The organism is Bradyrhizobium sp. Leo78 (assembly GCF_059512425.1).
In genome coordinates this window covers 25,333-49,921 of record NZ_JCAMOT010000050.1, presented here as the reverse complement: position 1 = coordinate 49,921, position 24,589 = coordinate 25,333, and the positions used below count along the sequence as shown (strand labels likewise).

The 24,589-nt window shown below is 64.4% G+C and carries 21 protein-coding genes and 1 pseudogene; 7 read left to right on the top strand and 15 right to left on the bottom strand.

Going from position 1 to position 24,589, the window contains the following annotated elements; translation table 11 throughout:
- Together AC5ZG1_RS37700 and AC5ZG1_RS37695 are read left to right on the top strand one after the other, a co-directional pair.
- Nucleotides 1-280, top strand: a pseudogene (locus tag AC5ZG1_RS37700) (hypothetical protein); the annotation flags it as partial.
- Nucleotides 165-611 carry an integrase core domain-containing protein gene (locus tag AC5ZG1_RS37695; protein WP_496135927.1) on the top strand — a complete coding sequence of 149 codons (447 nt, stop codon included), beginning with the start codon at nt 165-167 and terminating at the stop codon, nt 609-611. The pseudogene AC5ZG1_RS37700 and the gene AC5ZG1_RS37695, both read left to right, overlap by 116 nt.
- A gap of 57 nt (nt 612-668) precedes the next feature.
- Here the strand turns inward: AC5ZG1_RS37695 and AC5ZG1_RS37690 are convergent, their stop codons facing one another.
- Nucleotides 669-1,304, bottom strand: a complete 636-nt coding sequence (locus AC5ZG1_RS37690; protein WP_496135926.1) for a TetR/AcrR family transcriptional regulator — start codon at nt 1,302-1,304, stop codon at nt 669-671.
- Nucleotides 1,305-1,673: 369 nt separating this feature from the next.
- Between AC5ZG1_RS37690 and AC5ZG1_RS37685 the strand changes: the two genes are divergently transcribed.
- Genes AC5ZG1_RS37685 through AC5ZG1_RS37675 form a run of 3 tightly spaced genes read left to right on the top strand, consistent with a single transcriptional unit; the run spans nt 1,674 to nt 4,787 of the window.
- Nucleotides 1,674-2,522 (top strand): ABC transporter ATP-binding protein, encoded by an 849-nt coding sequence (locus AC5ZG1_RS37685; RefSeq protein WP_496135925.1) that lies wholly within the window; start codon nt 1,674-1,676, stop codon nt 2,520-2,522.
- The gene (locus AC5ZG1_RS37680; protein ID WP_496135924.1) at nt 2,519-3,325 is read left to right on the top strand and encodes an ABC transporter ATP-binding protein; all 807 of its coding nucleotides are present in this window, start codon (nt 2,519-2,521) and stop codon (nt 3,323-3,325) included. Before AC5ZG1_RS37685 ends, AC5ZG1_RS37680 begins: the two co-directional genes overlap by 4 nt.
- The gene (locus tag AC5ZG1_RS37675; protein WP_496135923.1) at nt 3,312-4,787 is read left to right on the top strand and encodes an AMP-binding protein; all 1,476 of its coding nucleotides are present in this window, start codon (nt 3,312-3,314) and stop codon (nt 4,785-4,787) included. Before AC5ZG1_RS37680 ends, AC5ZG1_RS37675 begins: the two co-directional genes overlap by 14 nt.
- 24 nt (nt 4,788-4,811) lie before the next feature.
- Here AC5ZG1_RS37675 and AC5ZG1_RS37670 read toward each other — a convergent pair whose 3' ends face one another.
- The 7 genes from AC5ZG1_RS37670 to AC5ZG1_RS37640 form a co-directional block, all read right to left on the bottom strand.
- Complete coding sequence (locus AC5ZG1_RS37670) at nt 4,812-5,999, bottom strand: enoyl-CoA hydratase-related protein (RefSeq protein WP_496135922.1); 1,188 nt, start codon at nt 5,997-5,999, stop codon at nt 4,812-4,814.
- Nucleotides 6,000-6,048: 49 nt separating this feature from the next.
- Nucleotides 6,049-7,359 (bottom strand): TRAP transporter large permease, encoded by a 1,311-nt coding sequence (locus AC5ZG1_RS37665; RefSeq protein ID WP_496135921.1) that lies wholly within the window; start codon nt 7,357-7,359, stop codon nt 6,049-6,051.
- The gene (locus tag AC5ZG1_RS37660; RefSeq protein WP_496135920.1) at nt 7,356-7,859 is read right to left on the bottom strand and encodes a TRAP transporter small permease; all 504 of its coding nucleotides are present in this window, start codon (nt 7,857-7,859) and stop codon (nt 7,356-7,358) included. Before AC5ZG1_RS37660 ends, AC5ZG1_RS37665 begins: the two co-directional genes overlap by 4 nt.
- Nucleotides 7,860-7,866: 7 nt before the next feature.
- Entirely contained in the window at nt 7,867-8,892 is a 1,026-nt protein-coding gene (locus AC5ZG1_RS37655; protein ID WP_496135919.1) for a TRAP transporter substrate-binding protein, read from the bottom strand.
- A gap of 425 nt (nt 8,893-9,317) precedes the next feature.
- Complete coding sequence (locus tag AC5ZG1_RS37650) at nt 9,318-10,886, bottom strand: acyl-CoA synthetase (protein ID WP_496135918.1); 1,569 nt, start codon at nt 10,884-10,886, stop codon at nt 9,318-9,320.
- Nucleotides 10,887-11,227: 341 nt separating this feature from the next.
- Complete coding sequence (locus AC5ZG1_RS37645; protein WP_245474780.1) at nt 11,228-11,785, bottom strand: aromatic-ring-hydroxylating dioxygenase subunit beta; 558 nt, start codon at nt 11,783-11,785, stop codon at nt 11,228-11,230.
- Nucleotide 11,786: 1 nt separating this feature from the next.
- Nucleotides 11,787-13,043: an aromatic ring-hydroxylating oxygenase subunit alpha gene (locus AC5ZG1_RS37640; RefSeq protein WP_456645101.1), complete on the bottom strand. Its 1,257-nt coding sequence runs from the start codon at nt 13,041-13,043 to the stop codon at nt 11,787-11,789.
- A gap of 170 nt (nt 13,044-13,213) precedes the next feature.
- Here AC5ZG1_RS37640 and AC5ZG1_RS37635 point away from each other — a divergent pair, with 170 nt between their 5' ends.
- On the top strand, nt 13,214-14,425 hold the full coding sequence (locus AC5ZG1_RS37635; RefSeq protein WP_130226824.1) for an NAD(P)/FAD-dependent oxidoreductase: 1,212 nt from the start codon (nt 13,214-13,216) through the stop codon (nt 14,423-14,425).
- A gap of 31 nt (nt 14,426-14,456) precedes the next feature.
- On the opposite strand, the gene AC5ZG1_RS37630 is transcribed toward AC5ZG1_RS37635, so the two are convergent.
- A complete protein-coding gene (locus AC5ZG1_RS37630; protein WP_474419001.1) occupies nt 14,457-15,161 on the bottom strand; it encodes a TetR/AcrR family transcriptional regulator in 705 nt (234 codons plus the stop codon).
- Between the two features lie 426 nt (nt 15,162-15,587).
- On the opposite strand from AC5ZG1_RS37630, the gene AC5ZG1_RS37625 reads away from it, so the two are divergent.
- Nucleotides 15,588-16,664: an MBL fold metallo-hydrolase gene (locus AC5ZG1_RS37625; protein WP_496135917.1), complete on the top strand. Its 1,077-nt coding sequence runs from the start codon at nt 15,588-15,590 to the stop codon at nt 16,662-16,664.
- On the opposite strand, the gene AC5ZG1_RS37620 is transcribed toward AC5ZG1_RS37625, so the two are convergent.
- From AC5ZG1_RS37620 to AC5ZG1_RS37595, 6 genes are all read right to left on the bottom strand, one after another.
- The gene (locus tag AC5ZG1_RS37620) at nt 16,665-17,885 is read right to left on the bottom strand and encodes a CoA transferase (RefSeq protein WP_496135916.1); all 1,221 of its coding nucleotides are present in this window, start codon (nt 17,883-17,885) and stop codon (nt 16,665-16,667) included.
- A 1-nt stretch (nt 17,886) separates the two neighbouring features.
- Entirely contained in the window at nt 17,887-19,590 is a 1,704-nt protein-coding gene (locus AC5ZG1_RS37615; protein WP_496135915.1) for an acyl-CoA dehydrogenase family protein, read from the bottom strand.
- Entirely contained in the window at nt 19,587-20,903 is a 1,317-nt protein-coding gene (locus AC5ZG1_RS37610) for a phytoene desaturase family protein (RefSeq protein ID WP_496135914.1), read from the bottom strand. The genes AC5ZG1_RS37615 and AC5ZG1_RS37610 overlap by 4 nt, the downstream gene beginning before the upstream one ends.
- A gap of 144 nt (nt 20,904-21,047) precedes the next feature.
- Nucleotides 21,048-22,586: a 3-hydroxyacyl-CoA dehydrogenase gene (locus AC5ZG1_RS37605; protein WP_496135913.1), complete on the bottom strand. Its 1,539-nt coding sequence runs from the start codon at nt 22,584-22,586 to the stop codon at nt 21,048-21,050.
- Nucleotides 22,583-23,377 carry an enoyl-CoA hydratase/isomerase family protein gene (locus AC5ZG1_RS37600; protein WP_456645093.1) on the bottom strand — a complete coding sequence of 265 codons (795 nt, stop codon included), beginning with the start codon at nt 23,375-23,377 and terminating at the stop codon, nt 22,583-22,585. The genes AC5ZG1_RS37605 and AC5ZG1_RS37600 overlap by 4 nt, the downstream gene beginning before the upstream one ends.
- Nucleotides 23,378-23,381: 4 nt before the next feature.
- Nucleotides 23,382-24,584, bottom strand: coding sequence for an acetyl-CoA acetyltransferase (locus AC5ZG1_RS37595; RefSeq protein WP_496135912.1), 1,203 nt, complete (start codon nt 24,582-24,584; stop codon nt 23,382-23,384).
- Nucleotides 24,585-24,589 lie beyond the last annotated feature (5 nt).

The following is a 24,589-nucleotide window of genomic DNA, read 5'->3' as shown; positions in this document are numbered from 1 at the left end:
GCTCAAGCTCGGGTTCGAGGTCGCGCAGTCCAGCGTCGCCAAGTACATGGTGAAGCGACGCGGGCCACCCAGCCAGGCATGGCGGATCTTCTCGCGTAATCACGCGCCGGACATTGCCGCCATGGATTTGTTCGTTGTTCCGACCATCGGTTTCGACCTGCTCTATGCATTTTGTCATTGTTCGACTCAACCGCAGAGACCTGGTCTGGATCAACGTCACAGCAAATCCGACGGCGGAATGGGTTGCACGTCAAATAACAGAGGCATTTCCTTGGGATGAGGCTCCGCACTACCTCATCCGCGATCGCGACCGGATCTATGGCAGCGTCGTCACGCGCCGATTGCGAGCCATGGGCATCCGGGACAAGCCTACCGCACCAGCCTCGCCTTGGCAGAATGGCTTTGCTGAACGGCTGATCGGATCGATCCGGCGTGAGTGTTTGGACCACGTCATTGTTTTGCGCGAGGCGCATCTGCTCCTTGAACAAGGACGCGCCGATTTCTCGCCCGGTTCAGCGAACCGGTGCGATCAGTTCACGCCCCATCCTGGGCGGACTTCATCACCACTACGCCCGAGCTTAAGTTTTCGGTACACACACGGCTCGCTTTGAGCATCGGAAAGAAAAGCTTCCAGACGACGATGGGCACCGCCCCGCCGTACGAGGTGCTCACGCGCCTTGCCGAATGGTGTTCTTCTTTAGCGCTTGAGACATGGGCGCGACAAATCCATACAAGAACAGGTCCACGATCATATCGGCGAATTCGGTCGGAGTTATGCCGCCGGCCGGGTCGAACCAAGTGTGGCTGAAATTCAGGATGCCGAACAGCATCATCGTGTAGATCTTCTTGGTCCGCTTGACGATCTTGCCTTCCTTGTCCAGCCGGATCAGGAGATCGGAGACGATATCGACGATCTGCCGCTCGAGCGACTTGATCATGGCCTGCTCGGATTCGCTCAAGAACGACAGGTCGTTCAGAATCAGCCGCTGCTCGTTCGATGAGCGGGCATTGAGCTCGACGATGGCGCGGATGGCGGCGCGAAACTGGTCGAGCGTCGTGGACTTGCTGGCGATCGCCGCTTCGACGTCCGCGATCATCTGCCGGACATGCGCATCGAGGATCGCGAACAGGATCGCTTCCTTGGATTGGAAGTAGTGGTAGAGGGCGCCCCGCGAAAGCCGGCACGCTTGGGCCAATTCAGCGATCGAGGCGCGCATGTAACCCTGCTGAGCAAACAGCTCGCAGGCGGCGGTCAGAATGCCATGCTGGATATCGTCGTAATTCTCAGAGCGAGTCCGCGCCATCGCAACCTTTAGTTCCGTCCGTGAATTCAGAGGAATCGAAATCAAATTCCCCTACTTTTTTGGTTACTTCCGACCCCGGCGAGGCGCAATGATATTCGGCCCGGAGAGCACGATATCCCGCGAAATCCAGCCAAAAATTATTTGAACGGCCGGCCGGATTATATTATATTGCGAGCAAATAGCAATTTGACCGGCGGATCCCACCGCAGGCGCCACAGCGTCGATCGCAATGGTATTTCGCTCGAGTTTCTGCACGACATCCCTCCCCAAAGCAGCGGGCGGACCTGACTGGGCCGCGCAACCCGCTCGCGGCGGCGATGTTTGCCGGGCGCGGCCTGCCTGCATGCTCTGATCAGGTAGCCTCCGGTCATGACGATCTCCACCCAGGCATCCCCGAGCAGCGATCCGGCTCCATTGGCGCAAGAGGGCCCGCTGGAATTCCGCAACATCCGCGTCGTCTATGACAACGCGATCGAGGCGATCCGCGACGTGAGCATCGCGGTGCCAGCGGGCGGCATCGTCGCCCTGCTCGGCTCGAACGGCGCCGGCAAATCGACGCTGCTCAAGGCGATGTCCGGGATCCTGTACACCGAGGAAGGCGAGCTCGAAAACGGCTCGATCAGCTTTCGCGGCGAGAGCGTGGGCCACCTTGCCCCGGACGAGCTCGTCCGGCGCGGCATCGTGCAGGTGCCGGAGGGCCGCCGCGTCTTCCCCGCGCTCACCATCGACGAAAACCTGCAGATGGGAGGGTACACGCGAAGCGCCGCCGAGACCCGCACACAGCGCGAGAAGGTGTTCGCCCTGTTTCCCCGCCTCTACGAGCGACGCGACCAGATCGCGGGCTACATGTCGGGCGGCGAGCAGCAGATGCTGGCGATCGGCCGCGCGCTGATGACAGGCCCGGTGCTGCTGGCGCTCGACGAGCCCTCGCTCGGGCTCGCGCCGCTGATCATTGACCGCATATACGAGGTGATCGCGAAGCTGCGCAACGAGATGAAGCTGACAGTGCTGCTCGTGGAGCAGAACGCACAGCGCGCGCTCGACATCTGCGACTATGCCTACATCCTCGAAACCGGACGGGTCGTGCTCGACGGCACGCCGCGCAAACTCAGCGCCAACGAAGACGTGCAGGAATTCTATCTCGGCGTGTCGGGCTCCGGCAGGAAAAGCATGCGTGATGTCAAGCACTACAAGCGGCGCAAGAGGTGGCTCTCGTGAGCCCCCTGCTCTCGGTCGAAAACCTCAGCAAGAGCTTCGGCGGACTCAAGGCCGTCGCCGACATCAATCTGTCCGTGATCGCCGGTGAGATCTGCAGCGTGATCGGTCCCAACGGCGCCGGCAAGACGACCCTGTTCAACATGATCAGCGGCGTCCTGCGTCCGAGCGGCGGACGCGTCGTGTTCGACGGCACGGACATGTCCCGCGTATCGCCCTCGCGCTTCGCGGCCATGGGCATCGGCCGCACCTTCCAGAACCTCGCCCTGTTTAAGCACGGCACCGCCGTCGAGAACATCCTCACCGGCCGCCACACCCACCTTCGCTCCACCGTTCTCGATGCCGTGCTCTACTTCGGCCGCACGCGCAACGAGGAGATCGAGGCCCGGCGCTACGTCGAACGGATTATCGAATTCCTCGAGATCGAGCATATCCGCGACGCCGTCGTCGGCACGCTCTCCTACGGGCAGCAGAAGCGCGTCGAGCTCGCCCGCGCGCTGGCCTGCGAGCCGAAACTTCTGCTGCTGGACGAGATGGTGTCCGGCATGAACCAGGAGGAGACCGAGGACATCGCGCGTTTCGTGCTCGATATCCGCGACGACCTCGGTATCACCGTCGTCATGATCGAGCACGAGATGCGGATCGTGATGGACATCTCCGACCGCGTCCATGTCCTGAATTTCGGCCGCAAGATCGCTGGCGGCACGCCCGACGAGGTGCGGCGCGATCCGGCCGTCGCGGAGGCCTATCTCGGCGGACATCGCTCGCAGGCGCCGGCAAAGGCGGATTCCCATGTCGGTGCTTGATATGCTGCGGACGGTTCATTCGGCGCCATCTATGGATGCAAAGTGCGGTGCCGGCGCCCGCGAGGCAACATCACTCGCAGCACTGGAGCGCGCGCTGCAGAACGCGGCCATCACCATTCCGCAATTGCTGCGCGAGCGCGCAGCGCTGCACGGCGACGGGCTGGCGCTGCGCGAGAAGGAATACGGTATCTGGAACCGCTATTCCTGGCGCCACTATTACGAAACCGCCCGCGCGGTCGCGCTGGGCCTGCTCTCGCTGGGCATCAAGCCGGGCGACCGGGTGGCGATCGCGGGCGAGGATACGCCGGAATGGTTCTATGCCGACCTCGGCACCCAGATGATCGGCGCCATCGCGGTCCGCATCTATCCGACCAACCCGTGGGTCGAGCTGCAATATATCGTCCGGCACTCCGGCTCCCGCATCGTCGTCACCGGCGACCAGGAGCAGACCGACAAGGTGTTGGAGGCCATGGCGAAGGAGGGCGGCCTGCCCGCGCTCGAGGCGATCATCTGCATCGACATGAAGGGGCTGCGGCACTACCGCCAGGAGCAGCTCGTGTCGTTCGACAAGCTGTGCGAGCTCGGCCGGACCTATGCCGCCGAGCATCCGGAAGCGAACGCGACGCTCGACCGCCTGATTTCGCAGGGCGCGCCCGACGACACCTGCATCCTGGTCTATACGTCCGGCACCACGGGCCCGCCGAAAGGCGCGATGCTCACCAACCGCAACCTCATCTACTCGGCCTACACCTATGCCGGGGCGGTCGGCATCGCCGACAAGCAATTCGAATCCGTCTGCTATCCGCACGCGCTCGATCTCGGCACCGGCCGCGACGTCGTCCGCATCGGCTCCATCGGCGTGCGCACCGGCCAGATCGCCGTGATCGCGACCTTGGTGCTGCTGCTCGCCGGCATCTGGGCCTTCTTCCGCTACTCCAAATTCGGCGTGGCGATGCGGGCGGTGGCGGCCGACGACCGCACCGCGCTCTTGATGGGCATCATCATCGCGGAGAACGTGGCGATGATGAAGGAGCTGGAGAAGCTCAACGTCAAGCCGGTCACCGGCATCTTCTGGCCGGGCCGCATCGAGCCCGTGCTGAAGCTGATGGGGCCGGCCGGCGACGGCATCTACGCGGTCGACTATGTCGAGCCCTTCGCGAGCGAGGCCGGCAAGGCGTTCCTCGAAAAGGCCATGTCGCTGGTGTCAGAGGCGGAGTTCAAAGGCATCAACCGCTACACGATGACCGGTTATGCCGCTGCCAAGGTGCTGATCGCCGCCATCGGACGCTGCGGCAAGGACCCGACCTGGGCCTGCACCGTCACTGAACTGGAGAAGACCTCGAACGTCGAAACCGGCGTGATGGCCCCCGTTAGCTTCGGTCCCGGCGTACGCTTCTCCAACCAGAAGCTGAAGATCATGCAGGCGGATTTCTCCAGCCTCAGCTTCAAGCCGGTCGACTAGGCCCACCGGCCGTCGAGACCCCGGTCAGCTTCCCCGGAATTGCGGGCGACGCTTGGCGGCGAAGGCAGCTATCCCTTCCCGCGCGTCGTCCGTTCCGGCAGCGACGACGATCGAATCGACCTCGGCCAGGAGCTGCTCCGCAAGGCCGGTCTCGAACGACTGACGCAGCATGCGGCGCATGGCGCCGAAGGCCCGCGTCGGGCCGGCGGCGAGCTTGGCGGCGATGCCGGCAGCCTCCGCCTCGACCGCCTCGTCGGGAACGAGTCGCGAGACCAGCCCGTAGTCGAGAGCCTCCTGCGCGGAGAGACGGCTGTTGAGCAGGAACAATTCCTGCGCACGCCGGAGCCCAGCCATCCGTGGAAGAAACCAGGTGTTGCCGCCGTCCGACGTCAGGCCCAGCGCACCATAGCCGAGCGCGAACCGCGCATCGGCCGCGGCGATAACGATGTCGGCGACATAAAGCAGACCGAGACCGCCGCCGGCCGCGGCGCCGCGAACCGCAGCGACGACCGGGGCATCCATGCTCGTCAGCCGCTCGATCGCCAGATGATACGCGTCGATCATGCGGCGAAGCTTGTGCGGCAGCCGTTCAGGAGGGGTCCCTGCGAACAGGCTGACGTCGCCGCCCATGGTGAAGTTAGACCCGTTGCCCGAGATTATGACTGCACGAACACCGGGGGTCTCGACGATCTGTGACACGGCCTCGGCCAGATCCTTGGCCATCTCCTCGTTGATTGCGTTGCCCTGGTCGGGGCGATTGAGGCGCAGCGTCGCGACGCCGCCCTTGACATCGAGCAGAACCGTTCGCAACGGGCTGGCGGCATCGCGCCAGCGCGCCGTATCGGTGTATTGCTCAAGCGCGCGGATCCGTCCGTCTTCGAAGGTCAGGAGATGCGCAAAGGCCGCATCGAGGGCGGCGCCGCCCTGCCTACCCTCGCCGCGATAGCGCCCCGTGACGAGCAGGCGGTCCGTTCCGATCTCAAGAAAGCGCTCGGGCTCGGCGCGCGCGGTGAAATGCCGGGCAATTCCTCCCCAGCCATTGCGCCGCATCGTAGATGGGCTCTCGTGCCGGCCGCCGACGCCGAACGGCATGCCTTCGGCGATCTGGCCGACGAACTCGGGATGAAGCAGGGCATCGAGCAGCTCCCGATCGCCCGCGGCGAGGGCCATGTAGAGAGACCGCGCCAGATCCTCGGTTGATCGTGCTTGCATTGGCGATGCCTCCTTCAATTTGACCCACTCTCCGACCGCCACATTCCGTTCACGGCGAGACCGCCGACTTGAACAGCAGGTGCGGCAGCCACAGCGACAATGACGGGAACGCCGTGATCACGACGATCAGCGCCAATATCGCGACGATAAAGGGAATGACGCCCAGCACGAGCTCCATCATCGCGATATCAGGCACGACTGATCGCAGCACGAACAGGTTGACACCGATCGGCGGATGGATGAGGCCGATCTCGATGACGAGCGCGAGCAGGACACCGAACCACACCGGATCGTAGCCGAGTGCCTTGACGATTGGAAAGAAGATCGGAACCGTCAGGAGGATCAGCGACAGGCTCTCCAGCACGCTGCCGAGGAGAATGTAGAGTCCCACCATGAGCATGATGACGCCGAACGGCGGCAGCCGGCTGCCGCCGACAATCCGCAGCAGGTCTTCGTGGATCCCGGTGAGATTGACGAACTCGCCGAAGATGCCGGCGCCGAGAATGATCGCAAACAGCATGCCCGAGGTCTTCGCCGTTTCGACCAGGATGGCGTAGATCTGCGCCGGGGTCAGCGACCGGCGGATCAGCGTCAGCGCCATCGCGGAGGACGCGCCGATGCCTGAGGCTTCGACCGCGGTGAACAAGCCGCCGTAGATTCCGCCCATGACGACGGCGAAGATGAGCGCGATCGGCCACAGCGAGCGCACGAGCTTGACGCGATCCTGCTTGGCGACGGGCTCGGCGAGCGGCGCGACCGCCGGATTGCGCCAGACCGACCATTGCACCGCGAGCACATAGGCGAGCATGGCCAGCACGCCGGGCACGATGCCGGCGGCGAACAGCATGCCGATATGCGTCTGCGTTGACACGCCGTAGACCACCATGATGATGCTTGGTGGAAGCAAAACGCCCAGTGTCCCGCCGACCGCGACGGACGCTCCGGAGAGCGAATCGGCGTAGCCGAATGCGCGCATCGAGGGAATGGCGACCCGCCCCATCGTCGCCGAGGTCGCGACGCTCGAGCCGCTCATCGCTGCAAAACCGCCGCAGGCGACGATCGTGGCCATGGCGAGACCGCCCCGACGCCGGCCGATGAACATCTGCGCGGCCTGGAACAGGTCGCCCGAGATTCCCGCCGCAGCGACCAGATTGCCCATCAGCACGAACAGCGGCAGCACGATCAGCGAATAGGACAGCGTGCTGCTGGTGGTGATGGTCGCCACCATGCTCAGCGCGGGCTTCAACCCGTTGAGCGCGATATAGCCGCCAAAGCCGACCACGGACAGCGCGGTCGCGATCGGCACCTGAAACAGGATGAACGAGAAGGCGATGAGGAAGCCCACGAGTGCGGCGATCACGACCGGGTCCCCTCTGCGGCGTGGGGCTGGGTCACGGGCCACAGCGCACGCCTGACAGCGGAGGCGGCGAAACCGACGGCTGTTACGGCGGCGAGCGCGCTCATTCCGGCAAGAACATCCACCAGCGGAATGCCGAGAATCGGCGACGCCTCACCATAGTCCATGGCGCGAAGCACCTGCCTGCCGACGCACCAGGCGATCAGCGCGAAGGCGACGACGCCGAACAGTGCTCCAATGAAACGCTGCAGGCGTTGTCCCACCGGGCCGACCTGGAGGAGGTCGACCGTGATGTGCTTCTCGCGGAAGCCGAGGATCGGGTAGACTAGGAACACCATCGCAGCGACCACGATCTCCAGCACCTCGGTCGCGGCGCTCAGCGGGCGATTGAAGAGATCGCGTCCGACGACGTCGACCAGGACGATCAGCATCAGGGCAAGCAGGCACGCCGCGCTTGCGGCTTCGAGCACCTGCTCGAAGCGTCGGGCAATGGTCGTCAGCATCGCGCGCTCATTTGCTCGCGGCGGCGATGTCGGCGCGCAGGTCGTCGATCAGCTTCTGCGGATCCGCGACGCCCCGCTTGCGCGCCTTCTCGATCCAGGCCGTCTCGACCGGCTTGAGCGCCTGCCTGACCTCGGCGACGAGCTCGGGACTGGCGGTCTCGATCGACTTGCCGCCCTTGCGCATAGCCTCCCAAGTGACCCGGTCGCCATCCAGATAGGCGCGCCCGACGGCACGCGCGAACAGATCGCCCGAGATGCGCGTGATCGCGTCCTGGTTCTCCCTGGAGAGCGCGGCCCATTTGTCCTCGTTGATGCCCAGCGTCAGGATGGTGTTGTAGAGCGCGCCGGGCACGATCGTCGCGTAGGGCAGCGAGTCGATCAGCTTGAAGGAGCCGACGGATTCGGGAACGAGCAGCGTTCCGTCGATCACGCCGGAGGAGAGCAGTTCGTAGAGCTCCGATGCCGGCTTCGAGACGGGAACGGCGCCAAGCAGGTTGAGGCTCTGGGTCACGCCGGGCTGCGGGCTGCGAAGCTTGAGGCCCTTGATGTCGGCGAGCGCACGGATCGGGCGCTTGTTGTTGAAGAGCTGTCCGGTCCCGATGACGAACACGCTGAGTGGATGCACGCCCTTGTATTCGCCGTATTGGGCAAGGTGCGTCCGGTAGAAATTGTTGACGACGACGGCGTAGAGCTCGGCATTGTCGCACATGAAGGGAAGTTCGGCCACCTCCATCACGTCGAAGCGGCCCGGCGTGTAACCGTTGACGAAGATCGTGATGTCGGCCTGGGCATCGCGCGCGACGTCGAACTGGGCCGGCACGGAGCCGATTACCTTGGGCAGCATTTCGATCTTGACGCTGCCATTCGTGACCTTCGCGACTTCGGCGATCCAGGGCTCGACCACCTTCTCGCGCATCACGTTTCCGACCGGCAGCCAGTTCGAATATTTGAGCACGGTCGCGGCATGGCCGGGAGCGCCGCCGGCAACCAGCAGGCTCGCAGCCGCCAGCACAAGCACAACAACAAGTCGCACGAAATTCGCCAAGACCTTTCCCTCCCCGGTTCTTGTGCGCGACGGCCTTCGCTGAATGAAGGCCCTCGCAGGCATCATTTATAATCCGACGCGTTGGTCTATAAATGACATAGCCGTGCCGGCGGTGCAAGGCGGATTTTCCGCGCAGCGGCGCAAGCGGAGATTGGCGCTTCTCTTGCGGCGCTCACGCCCGACATAGCTTCGCCTGAGCTTGCGCGCCCGCTCTCCTGCCGCATCCTTCGGGAAGGAGGCCGTTGCTCGTTTCGCAATCGGGAGATGACGCTTGGGATGGCTCGCGGATAGCGGCAATGGCTGGCGCCGCCGCGGACAGTCGGGCTGCGGCGGCACAGCCGCAATCGCGCTGCGCCACGCACATCTGTGTGCCAGCGCAGCGGCCGCCCGCGAAACGGAAGGCCTAGCCGGGATCAGCCGACGTTGCGGCTCTTGCCTTCCCAGTAGGACGCGCGCAGCTCATGCTTCAGGAGCTTGCCGGCACCGGACAGCGGCAGCGCATCGCGAAACTCGACGCTTGCCGGACACTTGTATCCGGCGATGTACTCGCGGCAGTGATCGCGCAATTCGGCGGGGGTCGCCTGCATCCCCTGGCGCAGCACGACCACGGCATGGACCTGCTCGCCCCAGCGCTCGCTCGGAATTCCGATCACGGCACAACTGGCGATGGCCGCGTGACGCGCCAGCGCATTTTCGACCTCAGCCGAGTACACATTCTCGCCACCGGAGACGATCATGTCCTTGAGGCGATCGACGATGAATAGATAGCCTTCGCCGTCGACATATCCCATGTCGCCGGATCGCAGCCAGCCGTCGCGGAACGCGTCGCGCGTTTCCTTCTCGCGATTCCAGTATCCCTGCATGACACCGACGCCACGCGCCACGATCTCGCCGACCGTTCCGACCGGAACCTCCGCGCCGTCAGTGTCGGTGATGCGCATGTCGACGCCCCAGGCCGGACGCCCCGCAGAGCGCAGGCGCGCACGGTCGGCCGGTTTCGAGGAGCGGTGACATGCCGCGGGCAGGATGGTGTACGGACCTCCCGTCTCGGTCATGCCGTAGCCCTGGTAGAAGTCGACGCTCGGTAGCGCTTCGAGAAGCCGGCCGAGCAGGCTCTCGTTGATCGGTGAGGCGCCATAGACGATCTTGCGCAGGCTGCTCGTGTCATACGTCGCGAAATCCGCATGCTCGATCAGCCGCTGCAGCATGGTGGGAACCAGCAGCGTGAAGGTCGTCCGTTCATGCGATATCGCGTGCAGCACCTTGGCGGGATCGAACGATTCGACATAGACGGATCGGCAGCCGCGCACCAGGGCACGGATGAGGATGCACATTCCGGCCTGATGGAAGATCGGCGAGACCGCGAGGATCACCTCGTCATCGGCATAGTTGACGTCAAGCAGATTGCAGATCGCGTTGCCGATAAGCGCATTGTGGCTCAGCATGACGCCTTTCGGGAAGCCCGTCGTTCCGCCCGTATAGAACACGCCAGCGAGGTCCTCACCACCGCGCCGGACGTCGGGTTGCGGTCGCGCATCCTTCATCAGTTGCCCGGCGTGCAGCGTCCCTTCCGGAGCAGTATCGCCCTCGCCCACATAGATGATGGTCCGCAGCGAGCGGCTGCGGGAGCGAAGCTCGCCGCACCAGGACGCAAAGTGATCGTCAACCAGCAGGATGCGCGTGTCGCAATCATCGAGGGAAAAGGCAACCTCGGCGGCACTCCAGCGCGTGTTGGCCGGATTGAGCGCACCCCCGCCCCACCAGACGCCGAGCATATATTCGAGATAGCGGTCGGAGTTGAGAGCGAGCATCGCGACGCGGTCGTTCTGCGCCATTGCCGCATCGCGCAGCACCGCAGCCAGGCGCGCCGTGCGATCCGCGAGCTGGCGCCAGGTTTGGCGACGATCGCCAAAGACGGTCGCCACGGCATCCGGCCCACGGCGCAACTGCCGGTGCAATCCCTCGGTTAACTGAAGCTCCATTTCTTCCCTACTCCCGCAGACATTCAGGTCGTTGGCCTGTGCCGGCCTCTGCGTTGTGATTATCTTATAACAATCCGACACGTCGGATTATTAAGTCAATGAAAAATGGTTGGTCAAGCAGGAGAGGAGCCAGTTGCGAAAGTTCTCGCGACCTCATCGAACTTGCGATCAACCAAAGCGCGCAAGCGCCAACTGCAATCGACAGCGGCAACGCTGTGTCCCGTACCGACCTATCATGCGGCCCGTCATAGAATCGCGCCGCCTTCTTGATTGCCGGGCATCCTGGTCCTCGCAGACCCTCCGGAGCAGGATCAAAGCGTGCGCGCCGGAGATCGCCGTTCTCAGATGAGAAAGGAGACCGTGTAGATCGCCTTGTTGTTGTTGACGAGCACGACCTTCTTGTAAGTCATCTTCAACTCGCCCTGCACCCGACGCAGCCTGTAGACGCATCGCGCGGCCCACATCGTGTCACCGCGCAGGTTGGTCTCGAAGATCTGCGAATTGCAGGCGACGCCGATGTCCGCGCCGTCCGCACGCAGCAATTCGACGTTCGCAATGATCCTAGCAAGCTGGGATGGCGGCGTCTGGGAATGACGCCGGCCGGTCTTCAACTGACGAATGCGCAGCGCAATGCGGGAGCGGTTGTCGTAGATGAGCGACATCTCGCGCTCCGGATCGGTGTCCGTGCCGTTGGCAGGAACCCAGTACACGCCGTCGTCGGTCCAGAGGGATTCCCACGCATCATATTCGTGCGTGTCCTGAAGCCTCGCCTCCCGATAGAGAAATTGCGTCACCTCGTGATGCAGATCGTGGTCGAAGGTCGTGGCGTAGGACAATTCCTTGCCCGTCCATTCCTTCAGGATATCGGGCTGGGCGATCGTTTCGGTCATGGCATTCATGTCAGCGCGCTTCCATCAGAGAACGGTAATGCTTCCAGATTTCCCGCGACGGCAGGTCGTCGGTCGAATGGCCGATGAGATAGCCATCCTCGTCGCGCCGCTCGCGATGCTCACCGCGCTTCAGGTAGAGATATTCGGGATTCCTGATCTCGAGCCCGCGCTGGTTGCGCTCGTACATCTCGGTGTCATCCGCGAGCAGGAAACCGGCGGGCCCGACGGAGCCCATGGTCTGCTGCCGCAGCCTACGATTGATCTCCGGCGAGTCCTTGAACTGGATCGCCGTCACGTGCTGGATCGACTCGGTCGCGGACACCGGCTGGATCACGAAAATCTGGATCTCGGCGATGAACAGGTTGGGGAAGATCATGACATGGGGCATGCCGTCGATCATGATCTCCCGGGCGCGCTGCTCGCCATAGGCCGCGTTCATCTGCGCGACGTAGTCGGGCAGCTTGTCGGCGGTGGTGCCGAACCAGCTCATCGGCTTGTCGCGGCGGCGGAATTCCGGGCGCGGATCGACTTCGGTGTGGCCATTGCCGAAACCGCGGGTGATGGCGACGGCATCGGCGCCATAGAGCGAGCCGATCGCACTATCGGCGACCGAGAAGATCGACGAATGGACGAAGCCTGGATGATAGCCATCGCACTCGTTCTCGAGGATGAACTTCCAGTTGGCGCGGGTGCGGTGATGCAGAAATCCCGCGCTGAGATCGAGCTCGCCGGTCGGTGAGTTGTCGCAGGCCTGATCGAGCGTGCGAGCAGCTCCGCCCAGATGTTCGGCCAGCGTCTGCCCTTCCGTCGCCATGGAGGCGAACACGAAGCCGCGATAGCTCGCCACCCGCGGAACCTTCGAGAGACCAAGCTTGGACTTGTCGGCGCCGTTATAGCCTTCCGGAAACGCGTAGTTCATCAACGTGCCGTCGTTGGCGAACGTCCACGAATGGTAGGGACAGGTGAACGACGTGCGGTTGCCTTTCTCTTGCACACACACCGCATTGCCCCGGTGCGGACAGCGGTTGAGCAGGAGATCGATGTCGCCCTTGCGGTTCCTCACCATCAGGACCGGCATTGGGCCGATCGACTTGGTTACGAAGTCGTTCTTGTTGGGAACCTCGCTTTCGTGGCCGACATAGACCCAGGTCTTGAACCAGATCTTCTCCAGTTCCTCCTTGAAGATCATGTCGTCATAATAGAGCGACCCGTGCACCATGCCGGGCTGGATCAGATCACCCCACTGGGTTCGACGGCTCGTCTCCATTCGCGCGCTCCTCATCGACAGCGGGCCGTTTCTGAGCCCTTTTAAAAAACCGGACAACCGGTTTATAAATCTGGACGACGCGGACTGTCAATCCCAAAGACCGACGCGTAAGACGGGCATCAAGGCAGGCGCGAGCGCCCTTCGCCATCAACCTTGTCGAGGAGATACGATTGAGCAGGATCATCATCGTCGGCGCCGGCCAGGCCGGTTTCGCCGTCGCGGCGCGGTTGCGGAGCAAAGGCTACGACGGCGAAATAGCCCTCATTGGCGACGAGTCGGATCCGCCCTATCAGCGGCCGCCGCTGTCGAAGAAATACCTCACCGGGGAGATGTCGCGCGATCGGCTCTATTTCCGGCCGCTGGACTTCTACGCCGATAACAGGATCGATCTGCGCACGGCGGCCAATGTCGAGGCGATCGATCGCCACGACCGGTCCGTGCGCGTCGAGGGCAAGCGGATGGCTTACGACGTGCTGGTGCTCGCGACCGGCGCGCGGCCGCGACGGCTACCCGCGTCGATGGGGGGCGAGCTCACGAACGTCCACTACGTGCGCACGCTCGCCGACATCGACGCGCTTGCGCCCGAATTTCGGCCCGGGGCGAAGCTGCTGATCGTGGGGGGCGGCTATATCGGGCTCGAGACGGCCGCGGTCGCCGCAAGCCTGGGCCTGACGACGACCGTGATCGAAGCGAGCCCGCGCATTCTCCAGCGTGTCGCCTCACCGGAAACAGCAGCGTTCCTGCGGCAGATGCACTGCGAGCGCGGCGTCCGGCTGATCGAAGGAACCGGGCTGAAGCGTCTGGTCGGTAACGGCCGCGCCGTCACGGCGGAGACCGATGACGATCATCGGCTCGACACCGATTTCGTCGTCGTGGGCATCGGCGTCGTTCCGGAAACACGTCTTGCCGTGGCGGCCGGACTGACGGTCGACAACGGAATCCAGGTCGATGCTCAGGGCCGCACGTCCGACCCTTCGATCTTCGCGGCCGGCGACTGCGCCTCGTTTCCGCACCGTGGCGAGTATCTTCGCCTGGAGAGCGTGCCGCACGCGATCGATCAGGGAAACGCCGTCGCCGACGCCATCATGGGCGCTTCGACGCCCTATACGGCGAAACCATGGTTCTGGTCGGATCAGTACGAGCTCAAGCTGCAGATCGCAGGCCTGAACACCGGCTACGATCGCGTAATCGAACGCGCGGGAACGAGGCCGGGCGCGGCATCATTCTGGTATTTTCGCGGGCCGCAGCTCCTTGCGGTCGACGCCGCCAACGACGCGCAGGCCTATGTGGTGGGCAAGCGATGGATCGACTCCGGCCAATCACCCGAGCCAGGCGATATTGCCGATCCGTCGAAGCCGCTGAAGGAGATCGCCGCGCGGTGAGCCGGCGGCGGAAGCACTTGCAGTCAGCCGGCTAGCTCGCGTCGTCGGCGACGAGCCGCGCGCGCGAACGGCGTCCCGGGCTGCGGGCCTGCTCCGGTTTCTCGGCCAGGAATCCGCGAAGGTACAGTCGCGAGATTCGATCGCAGAGCTCGTCCGGCTTGATCTTGCCGGAGGGCCTGTACCAATAGTCCGTCCAGTTCAGCATGCCGACCAGCAGCATCGCGTACGGCGCGTACACCTCGTCCGGCAGGCCCGGATTGAGCTCGCGGAGCAAAGCGCCGATCGCTGCCGTGACCTTGCGTTCGAGGTTCAGGATCTGCGTCTGCTTTGCCGTCGGCAGGAACTTGACGTCGTTCATTGCGCTGACATGGCGCTGACGCGACCGCGCCGATTTCGTCACGAAGACCTCGACGAAGCGATAGAAGCGCTGCTTCGGCGAGCTGGCCGCCGCGAATGCTGCCTCGACCTCGGCCAGCAGCCGCTCGAGGTGCTCGCGCAGCAGTGCCTGAAGCAGATCGTCTTTGGTCGGGAAGTAGTGATACAGCATCGACTTGGTTGCACCACAAAGCTTTGCGACATCCTGCAGCTTGGCACTGGGATATCCGACCTTGGCAAAGAGCGCTGCCGCGCTGTCCAGGATCGCCTGATACTTCGTGTCGTAATCGTCTGCACGCACCCGCGGCATCTTGATGTTCCTGTCTTCCTCGCGCTCGCCGTTGTCGCGATCGCTCCTCATTGGTGACGATCGTCCTGCGTGCATTCGGTGTGGTCAGCACACAGCTCGCAAAACCGAACATACGGCCTTTCCTGCCCGACGCCTAACGAAGCTGCGCCTACGCCCGTAAGCGGGCAATTCTACCACGCGTTGAGCCTCACCACCCGCGATCCTGCGCGGATCGGGAATGTTTCATATCACCCGATTCTGCCACATCGCTCCATCATAAACATGCATTGACATAATCCGTCTCGTCGGTTTTATAATTCCTGAAGCTATCAAGCGGCCAGCGGCGAGTTGAGCGTATCGTCGCGACACGAGACGAAAAATCTCGGCCTCCGCACCGGAGGCGGACCGGCTCTGGTATGAAGAAGCCTTGCACGTCAAAGGCTCCATCCGCCGGTCAGTCTCGCCAATCGGCTGGACCAAAACAACAAAGAGCACAGCATGTCGACCGACATCGTCAAGCCGGCGGAAGCTAAATTGCGGTATCCATTTCCTGAGGTGCCTTGTCCCGGAGAGGTGATCGAGGTGCGGCCCGGACTGCTGTGGCTTCGACTCCCGCTGCCTTTCCAGCTCAACCACGTAAACATCTACCTGATCAAGGATGGCGACGGCTGGGTCATCGTGGACACCGGCATCTCGACGAGCGAGGCGAGAGCCGCCTGGGACAGTCTTTTTGCAGGGCCCCTCGCTGGTCTGAAGATCACGAAAATTCTTGTGACGCATTTTCATCCGGACCACATCGGACTTGCCGGCTGGCTGTGCGAGCGCTTTCATGCGCCGCTCCTGACCAGCCTCTCCAGCTACATGAGCTGCCGCGTCATTTCGCTCGATCCGCGCGCCTTCGAATCACCGCGCAACCGGCTGTTCTACAAGAGCCACGGCATGGACGATGACGCCGCAGGGATCGTCAGCACCCAGGGCCACGAATATCTGCGGCAGGTCGACCCGCTGCCCGATACGTTCCTGCGGCTGGTGATGGGCGACGCATTGACGCTCGGTGGCAAGACGTTCCGGGTCATCACCGGTGACGGCCATGTCGCGGAGCAGGTCATGCTCTATTGCGAACCCGAGAAGACCCTGCTCGCGGCCGATCAGGTGCTTGAGCATATCTCGCCCAATGTGAGCGTTTGGGCCGGTGAGCCCGATGGCGATCCGCTGGGTCACTATCTGCGCAGCCTGCGCATGTTCATCGGCGAGATGCCGGACGACATTCTCGTGCTGCCGGGTCACATGCGCCCGTTCTACGGGCTGCACGCTCGTTCGCAGGAGCTGATCGCGCATCACGAGACCCGCTGCGGCATCATTCTCGACGCCTGCCGCGACGCCGACCGCTCGGTGGCCGAGCTGGTCCCGCTGTTGTTCCACCGCGCCTTGAACCCGCATCAGATGGGCTTTGCCTTCGCCGAGACGCTCGCGCATGCCAACCGCCTCGTCCGGCGCGGCGAGCTCGACATGCTGTCCAAGGAGGACCGGTTTCTGTTTCGCCTGGCCCGGCCGCAATCTCAGTCAAACACGTAGTCACCACGGACCGTGAACAATCCCGCGGTCATGAAGACGGCCATAGGCCGCGCCGTCGATGCCGAGAACCTCCCCGAGAACTGCTTCGGTATGCTCTCCGAGCGCCGGCGCCGTTCCGGCGGCCCGCGCGTCGAACGCATTGAACCGCAGGGCGGAGCGTGGTGACAGCACGCGGCCGACGCCGGACTGGTCGACAGTGTCGAAAAGGGGATTTTCGACCGAGCAGGCCGGATCGGTGTGCACCAGTTCATCGATCGTTTGATAGGGAGCCCAGCAGACACCGGCGCGATCGAAGCTTGCGGCGACATCAGCGAAGGAGCGCGCAGCGATCCAGCCGCCGATCGCGGCGCAAAGCTCGCGACGCGCCAGGAAGCGGTCACCCTCCTTTGCGAGATCGAGCCCGAGCTGCACGCCGATCGCTTCGATCGTCTGGGCAAGACCGGTCGCTTCGACCAGCGAATTCCACTGCTTCAGCGTGAGGCCGATCGCGATCACCCGGCGGCCATCCGCGCATGCGAAATCACGACCGAACGCGCCGAAAAGATCGTTTCCGTAGCGGCCACGGGCGCAACCGAGTTGCGCCTCGGCGATGAATCCGAGGTGTCCCATCACGGAGAGAGCGACGTCTTCCAGCGCCAGCTTGACGTGTTGGCCCTGGCCCGTCCGGCTCCGATGCCGTTCCGCGGCCAGAAGACCGGTCGCAACCAGATGGCCGGTCGCAACGTCCCAGGCGGGGAGAACATGGTTGACCGGGGCGTCGTCGCTCACCGGCCCCGTAACGTAGGGAATGCCGACGCGTGCGTTGACGGTGTAATCGACCGCCGAGCCGCCCTTGTGGTCGCCTTGCAGGGTGACCTGAATGAGATCCGCCCGCCTCTTCTTCAGTTTGTCGTAATCGAGCCAGCCGCGCGGCGGGAAGTTGGTGACGAATAGGCCGGCGCCCTCGCCCGGCGCTGATATCAGCGACATCGCGATTTCACGCCCCTCGGGATCGCCAAGGTTGAGCGCCACGGATCGCTTCGACTTGTTGAGCCCGCACCAGAACAGGCTGACGTCATCGTTGGACATCGGCCAGCGGCTGAAATCCAGTCCGCCGCCGAGGGGATCGATGCGGATGACGTCCGCGCCCATCTGCGCCAGCGTCAGGCCGCCGAGGGGAGCCGCCACGAAGGCGGATGCCTCGACGATGCGCAGATCCGAGAGGATGCCTTGTGCCAGCATGTCAGGCAGCTCCGGCGCGCAAGCCAAGCGCCTCTTCGAGCAGGCTTCGCGCGACGACCTTGAGCGCGAGGGTCTCCTCGGCGCCTTCAAAGATCGACAGCACGCGCGCATCGACGAAATAGCGGCTCACCGGCGTTTCCTCGGCGTAGCCCATGCCGCCGTGCAACTGCAACGCCTCGCGCGTGACGATCTCGGCGGATCGGCAGGCCAGAAGCTTGACCAAGCTCGCCTCCATGCGCCCCTTGCCCTGATCGATAAGCCGGGCCACGGCGTGCGACAGCGTGCGGCAGGCGGCGAACCGCGCTCCCATGCGCGCAAGCTTGGCGCGCGTCAGCGCATAGGACTGCAAGCTCGCACCGAACACCCGGCGATCTCCGGTATAGCGAATCGCGGCCCGCAAGGCGGCCCGCATCACGCCGCACGCCCGTGCCGATGTCTGAATGCGTCCGCCGACCATGCCCGACATGGTGAAATAGAATCCCCGTCCGATCCCCGCCTCACCGCCGATCACGTTGGCGTCGGGCACGAAGAAGTCCTCGAAACCGAGGTCGAACGAATGCATGCCGCGATAGCCGATGGTCGGGATCGCGCGACCGACGAGCCTGCCGCCTCCGGGCTGGCGAACATCGAAAGCGTGCCCGTCATCGGATGGCTTCTCGACCAGCATGAGGCTGAGGCCGCGATGACCGAGCGAACGATCCGGGTTGGTGCGGGCGACCACCATGAGGAGATCAGCCTTGCCGGCAAAGGTACACCAGGTCTTGGCACCGTTGAGATGCCAGCCGCCATCGACGCGCGTGGCGCGCAAGCCGAGCGAGGCGACATCGGAACCATGGTCGGGTTCGGTGATCGAGATCGCGCAGAGGATCTCGCCACGCGCGATCGGCGGCAGCCAGCGCTCCTTCTGCTCCGGTGTGCCGCCGGCGAGCAGAGCGCGGCACAGAATTTCCGGGCGTGTGATCAGGCTGCCCGCGGCGCCGAGCGAGGCCTCCGAAAGCGCCTCCGTGACGACAAGCATTCTCTGGGTGTCGTCCTCCGATTGCTGGGCCGTGCCGCCGAATGCTTCGGGAATTGCGAGCCCGAAGGCGCCGACGTCGCGCAACCCGGCAAGGATATCTTCCGGCACCGTCAGGTCATTGCGGTGGATTTTTTCGGCGAGCGGAGCGACGACGTCCGCTGCCAGGCGGCGGACGCTGTCCTGGACCGCGAGATTGTCGTCCGAGATCAGGGAGCCGCCAAGCTCGCCGTCGGCTTCGGCAACACCAACTCCGACAGCTTCAAGCGTCGCCGCAGCGGTTGCAAGACGACGCAGAGCGATGAACCTTCTGTCCGCTCGTAACGCGCCCGCTGGGTCCTGCGCGTCGAGATCGAGACCGATCGTATCGAGCCGCTCCATCGTTGCAACGATCGCGTCGACCACGAACACGAGACCCAGGGCTGTTTCGAAGCCATCGCGCGCCAGATCGAGGGAGGCGAGCACGGCTTGCGCCGCGAGCGTATCCGCCGACGCCCACGCGAGCTCGAACGCTGCGACCTGCCGAATATCGAGGCCCGCCGAGAGGCCTCCCTCGGCCGATTGGCACAGATGCGCGAGAGACCCGGTCACGCGATCGAGCGACCGGCGAAGCGCCGCGACGCAATGGAGAGCGTCGTCGATCGCGGTCTTCCTCTGTTCGCGGGTCGCGAGAGCGCTCAACGCGGTCATGCCGCCCCCGCCTCCAGCAACGCCACCGCCTTCCTGACCGCCTCCCGCGCGGTGTAGGCGCAAGCCTGCGTGCCACCGTCGCCATAGTCCTTCACGGCGTCGCCGACATGCCAGAGATTGACCAGCGGCGTATCTTGCGGCAGGTCGAATCCAGCGCAGGAGCGTTGCGCCGGCCAGTCGTTGCGCATGACGCGGATGGACAGCATCTTCGCGTCGGCGAAATCGGCGAACAGGGAGCGCAGATCCGCGAGCGAAGCCTCGATCTCAGCCTTCTCGTCGAAGTCGCCGATCGCAGGCTTGGGAACGGCGTAGGCGACATATTGATACCAGCCGGGCGGCGCGAGCTCTGGGCAGGTCGCCGTCAGCTCGCCCATGTTGCAGAGCCGCTGGGTCGCGCCGAAGGTCACAAGACCGGGCGCGTCGATGAGGCGCTTCTTCGTCGCGAAGTTAATAACGATGTTCGCCGACGAGCGCATCTGCGTGCGCGCCTGGTTGATGTAATCCTCTCCGAACGCCTCGGCCCCCGGCAACGCAGCGGTGGCCGCCGGACCGATATTGCTGATGACCGTCCTGGCGCCGACACGAAACCTCGTGCCATCGCGCTCGATGTCGAGCCCGATCACCCTGTCGCCTTCCACCTGCAGCCCGGCGACCGATGCGTTGAGCCAGATATCGCCGCCGGCACGCCGGATGCCGTCGCCGAGGTCGTTCCATAGCCCGATGGTGCCGCGCGGACAGAACCCGAAGCGCTTGAAGGCACCCTTGACGGCGAAATAGGTCAGGAACGCGCGCGCCGGCAGCTCATCGGCATTCGCGGCAAAGATTGCGGCACAGAGGTTGCGGAAGATCGCGTGCACGGTGGCGTTCGACGTGTAGCTCGACAGCCATTCCGCGGTCGACAGCTTCGCTTCCGGCAGATGGCCGTTCCGCGCGTCGGCAAACTTGGTGCCGATCTTGGCCGCCTGCTTGGTGAAGGCGCCGAGCAGCATGCCCCAGCCGCCCTTGGCGGCATTGATGATCTTGCCATCCACGTAGAAGACCGTGGCCGGCTTCGGCTCGCGTAGATCGAGCGGCACACCCAACAGCGCAAAGCTCTCCTCGAAGACGCCGCCGAGCTCGATCGCGATCGCCCCGATGTTGACGATGTGGCCGTCGATCTCTTCGCTCGAGGCACGACCGCCCAACCGTCCCAGCCGGTCGACCAGCAGCGTCTTGCGACCCGCTGCCACGAGGCGCGCGGCGGCGGTCATGCCGCCGGCACCGGCGCCGATCACGACGGCGTCATAGTGATGAAGGTCGTCATTTGCGCTCATGGCAGGTTTCCTCGGTCGTTTGAATTCATCGTTGGCCACCGTGCGGTTCCGACACCTCGGCACCCGCTCGCCGGCTTCACAGGTTTCGTCAGACCGCAAGTCCTGACGTTCGCAAGCGACCGGCGGGCGCGGCGTGCTGCACGCTCATCGCGGAGCCTCCGGGGTGAGCAGGGAAACTCCGAGCGCCGCGCGTCGCGCGATCCACGGGCTTGGGCGGTATCGCGGATCGCCGGTCGCCTGCAGTTGCCCGTTCAGGATCTGCAGGATTTTGGTGGCACCCATTCGGTCGCCCCAATGCAGGGGCCCGAAGGGATAGCCGAGCCCGATGCGCACAGCCGCCTCCAGATCCTCGACCTCAGCGATCGCGCGCTGCGCGATGTTGGCCGCGATATTGACGATCGTGGCGATGACGCGTTGGGCGATGAAACCGATGCTGTCGCCGATGACGCTGACCGGGACCTCGTCGCTTGCCAGCAGGGCATGCGCGGCGTCACGGACCGCAGGCGTGGTGGTGACCGTCAGCATCATGGTCCTGCGCCGGACGAACGGTGTTATCGGATCGACGGCGACCGATCGTGACGGGTCAAGTCCGAGCCGGAGCGCAGCGGACGTGGCGTCCTCTCCAATGGGCTGGACCACGCAAATATCGGCCTCGGACGCGGACAAACGCCGCCTGGCTCCTGTGTTCTGCACGAGGCCTGCGAGTGCGTCACCGTCGGGCGCATCGGGATCGACCCACACGGTCAGACCGCTCGGCAGGGACGGCGCGGGCTTGCGGGCGGGCTCGACCTTCTGCCCCTTCTCGTAGCGATACCATCCCTCGCCGGTCTTGCGACCATAGAGTCCGGCCGCGACCCGCGGAGGCACCAGCGACGACGGGCGAAAGCGCGGCTCCTCCTGGAACTGCTCGTAAATCGACGTCATCACCTTGGAGGATACGTCGAGGCCCGTGAGATCGAGCAGCTCGAACGGGCCCATGCGAAAGCCCAGCCCTTCGCGCAGGACGTCGTCGACCTCCGACGGGGTCGCGACCCGCTCCTCGACAATCCGCAATCCCTCGGTGTAGAGGCCGCGGCCTGCATGATTGACCAGGAAGCCGGGCTGGTCGGCGACCACGACGGCCTTGTGCCCGGCGCCTTCGACGATGGCGCGCAAGGTGGCGACGACCAAGGGCGCCGTCCGCACCGCCGCGATAATCTCCGCCACCTTCATCAAGGGAACGGGATTGAAGAAATGGAGACCTGCGACGCGCTCGGGGTGCCGACAGGCTGACGCAATCTCCGCGACGATCAGCGACGAAGTGTTCGTGGCAAGGATGCAGTTGTCCGCGACGATACCCTCCAGCCGCCCGAACAGGTCGCGCTTGACCGCGATATCCTCGATGATGGCCTCGATGACGACGTCGCACCCTGCAAGGTCCGTGAGGGCCACGCAGGACTTCGCGCGGGCGCGGATGCCGTCCAACGCGTCGGAAGCAAGCCTTCCCTTCGCAACAAGTCTCTCGAGCGTCGCGAACACCGCGGCAACGCCCTGAGCAGCGGCGTCGAGCTTCTCGTCGAAGCAGAGCACGGTATGTCCAGCCTGGGCGAAGAGCTGAACGATCCCGCGCCCCATTGTGCCAGCGCCGACCACGCCGATGTGCAGGGCACCGGTTCGGCGAGGCGCATCTGCTTGCCCACTCATGCCCGCTCCTTTGCCGCAATCCCCAGGAAGTCGGGGGCGCGCTTCGCCATGAAGGCGGCATAGCCTTCGGCGAATTCCGAACCGGTCAAGCACACCGCCTGGTCACGCACCTCGCGCGCCAATTCGTCCTCGAGCGACCGCGACGGATCGGTGAGCCGCTCGCGCGTCCGTCGCAGCGCCTCGATCGGAAGCTGCGAAAGGCGCAACGCCTCGATGATCGCGGCATTCATGATGTCGTCATCCGCTACGAGCTGATCGGCAAGCCCTATGGTGAAAGCTTGCTCGCCGGTCACCGCTGCCGGCGACGTCACGAGCCGCCAGGCAGTTACCTTGCTGACGCGCTGCCGCAAGGTGAAAAGCTGTCCCCAATCCGGCGCAAGCCCGAGCCGGAGGAAGGGAAACAGAATCTGCGTCCGTCGCCCGGCGACGATGTGATCGCCGAGCAGGGCCATGCCGACGGCCGCGCCCGCCACCACGCCCTCGAGCGCACTGACGATCGAGAGGCCGGATTCCGCAAGGGCGCGACAGACGGCATGAACGTGCCGCATGCGTGCCTCCGCCTGCGCGTGGTCGAGATTCGCCATGGTGGGGAGGTCGCCGCCCGCCGAGAAGACGCCGTCAACACCGCCGAGCACCAGCGCGCGGACCGAGGGATCGCCCCGCAGGCCGCCGAGCGCATCGATGAATCCCTGCCGGACGGCGTGATCGATCGCATTGCGCTTGGCGGGCCTATTGATGCGCAAGCGCGCCACCGACGGCGCCGGCCTGTCGAGGAGAACGACCTGCTCCACGATCTCAGACTCCCTCGCGGCCGATGATCGAGACCGCGCACACGTTCTGCGACGGCTGGCCGCCGAGATTGTGGATCAGCCCCAGGCTCGGATCGGCGAGCTGACGGGCGCCAGCACGGCCGTTGAGCTGCAGATAGATCTCGTAGAGCATGCGAATGCCGCTCGCGCCGACCGGATGACCGAAGCACTTCAGTCCGCCGTCGATCTGGCAGGGCACGCGACCGGAGGCATCGAACTCGCCCTCGAGCACATCCCGCACCGCGCATCCTTCGTCCGACAGGAACAGGTCTTCCATCGTGACGAGCTCGGTGATTGAGAAGCAGTCGTGCACCTCGGTCATGCTGATCTGCTCGCGCGGGCGATCGATGCCGGCCTCGATATAGGCCTTCTTGGCCGCGATCCGAGTCGTGTGAAAATAGCTGCCGTCCCAGCCGTTGCCCTGGAGCTCCCATCCGTTGGAGCAGGCGATCTGGAGCGCCTTGAACGTCACCAGATTGCGCTTGCCCATACCACGCGCGATGTCGGGCGTCGTGACGATGACAGCCGCAGCCCCATCGGACACGCCGCAACAATCGAACAGGCCGAGCGGCGCGGCGATGGTCGGTGCCCGCAGGCATTGCTCTTCGGTGATCGTCTTCTGCAGATGTGCTTTCGGATTCTTGGCGCCGTTGTCGTGGCTCTTGACCGAGACGTGGGCGATGGCGCGCTTGAGCGTCTTCGGATCGACGCGGTGCTTGTAGCGGTAGGCGGCGGCGACCTGCGCGAAATTCGCGGGCGCAACCGCGTTCGGATACCATTGCGGAATATACGTTCCGACGGTGGCGACCGGCAGGCCGCCATAGCCGGTATCCTTCAGCTTCTCCACGCCGACCGCGAGGGCGATGTCGGAGGCGCCCGCGGCCACCGCATAGACCGCGGCGCGGATCGCTTCCGAGCCGCCGGCGCAGAAATTCTCAACGCGCGTCACGCCGATGTTCGGCAGCCGCAGCGCGATGCTCATCGGCGTTCCGCCACGGCCGGTTCCGACGTCGTCCATGTGCGTGGAGAACCAGGCGGCGCCCAATTGATCGGGCGTGATCCCCGCATCCTGCATCGCCTCGCTATAGGCCTCGAGCATCAAGTCCTCGGGGCTCGCCTCCCAGCGCTCCCCGAAACGACTGCATCCCATGCCGAGGATCGCGACCTTGTCTTTGATGCCACTAGCCACGTTTG

Bases quoted from the DNA above. Each gene is read 5' to 3' on its own strand.
- AC5ZG1_RS37695 (WP_496135927.1), top strand. From the start codon at position 165: ATGCATTTTGTCATTGTTCGACTCAACCGCAGAGACCTGGTCTGGATC.
- AC5ZG1_RS37690 (WP_496135926.1), bottom strand. From the start codon at position 1,304: ATGGCGCGGACTCGCTCTGAGAATTACGACGATATCCAGCATGGCATT.
- AC5ZG1_RS37685 (WP_496135925.1), top strand. From the start codon at position 1,674: ATGACGATCTCCACCCAGGCATCCCCGAGCAGCGATCCGGCTCCATTG.
- AC5ZG1_RS37675 (WP_496135923.1), top strand. From the start codon at position 3,312: ATGTCGGTGCTTGATATGCTGCGGACGGTTCATTCGGCGCCATCTATG.
- AC5ZG1_RS37670 (WP_496135922.1), bottom strand. From the start codon at position 5,999: ATGCAAGCACGATCAACCGAGGATCTGGCGCGGTCTCTCTACATGGCC.
- AC5ZG1_RS37660 (WP_496135920.1), bottom strand. From the start codon at position 7,859: ATGCTGACGACCATTGCCCGACGCTTCGAGCAGGTGCTCGAAGCCGCA.
- AC5ZG1_RS37650 (WP_496135918.1), bottom strand. From the start codon at position 10,886: ATGGAGCTTCAGTTAACCGAGGGATTGCACCGGCAGTTGCGCCGTGGG.
- AC5ZG1_RS37645 (WP_245474780.1), bottom strand. From the start codon at position 11,785: ATGAATGCCATGACCGAAACGATCGCCCAGCCCGATATCCTGAAGGAA.
- AC5ZG1_RS37640 (WP_456645101.1), bottom strand. From the start codon at position 13,043: ATGGAGACGAGCCGTCGAACCCAGTGGGGTGATCTGATCCAGCCCGGC.
- AC5ZG1_RS37630 (WP_474419001.1), bottom strand. From the start codon at position 15,161: ATGAGGAGCGATCGCGACAACGGCGAGCGCGAGGAAGACAGGAACATC.
- AC5ZG1_RS37625 (WP_496135917.1), top strand. From the start codon at position 15,588: ATGTCGACCGACATCGTCAAGCCGGCGGAAGCTAAATTGCGGTATCCA.
- AC5ZG1_RS37620 (WP_496135916.1), bottom strand. From the start codon at position 17,885: ATGCTGGCACAAGGCATCCTCTCGGATCTGCGCATCGTCGAGGCATCC.
- AC5ZG1_RS37615 (WP_496135915.1), bottom strand. From the start codon at position 19,590: ATGACCGCGTTGAGCGCTCTCGCGACCCGCGAACAGAGGAAGACCGCG.
- AC5ZG1_RS37610 (WP_496135914.1), bottom strand. From the start codon at position 20,903: ATGAGCGCAAATGACGACCTTCATCACTATGACGCCGTCGTGATCGGC.
- AC5ZG1_RS37605 (WP_496135913.1), bottom strand. From the start codon at position 22,586: ATGAGTGGGCAAGCAGATGCGCCTCGCCGAACCGGTGCCCTGCACATC.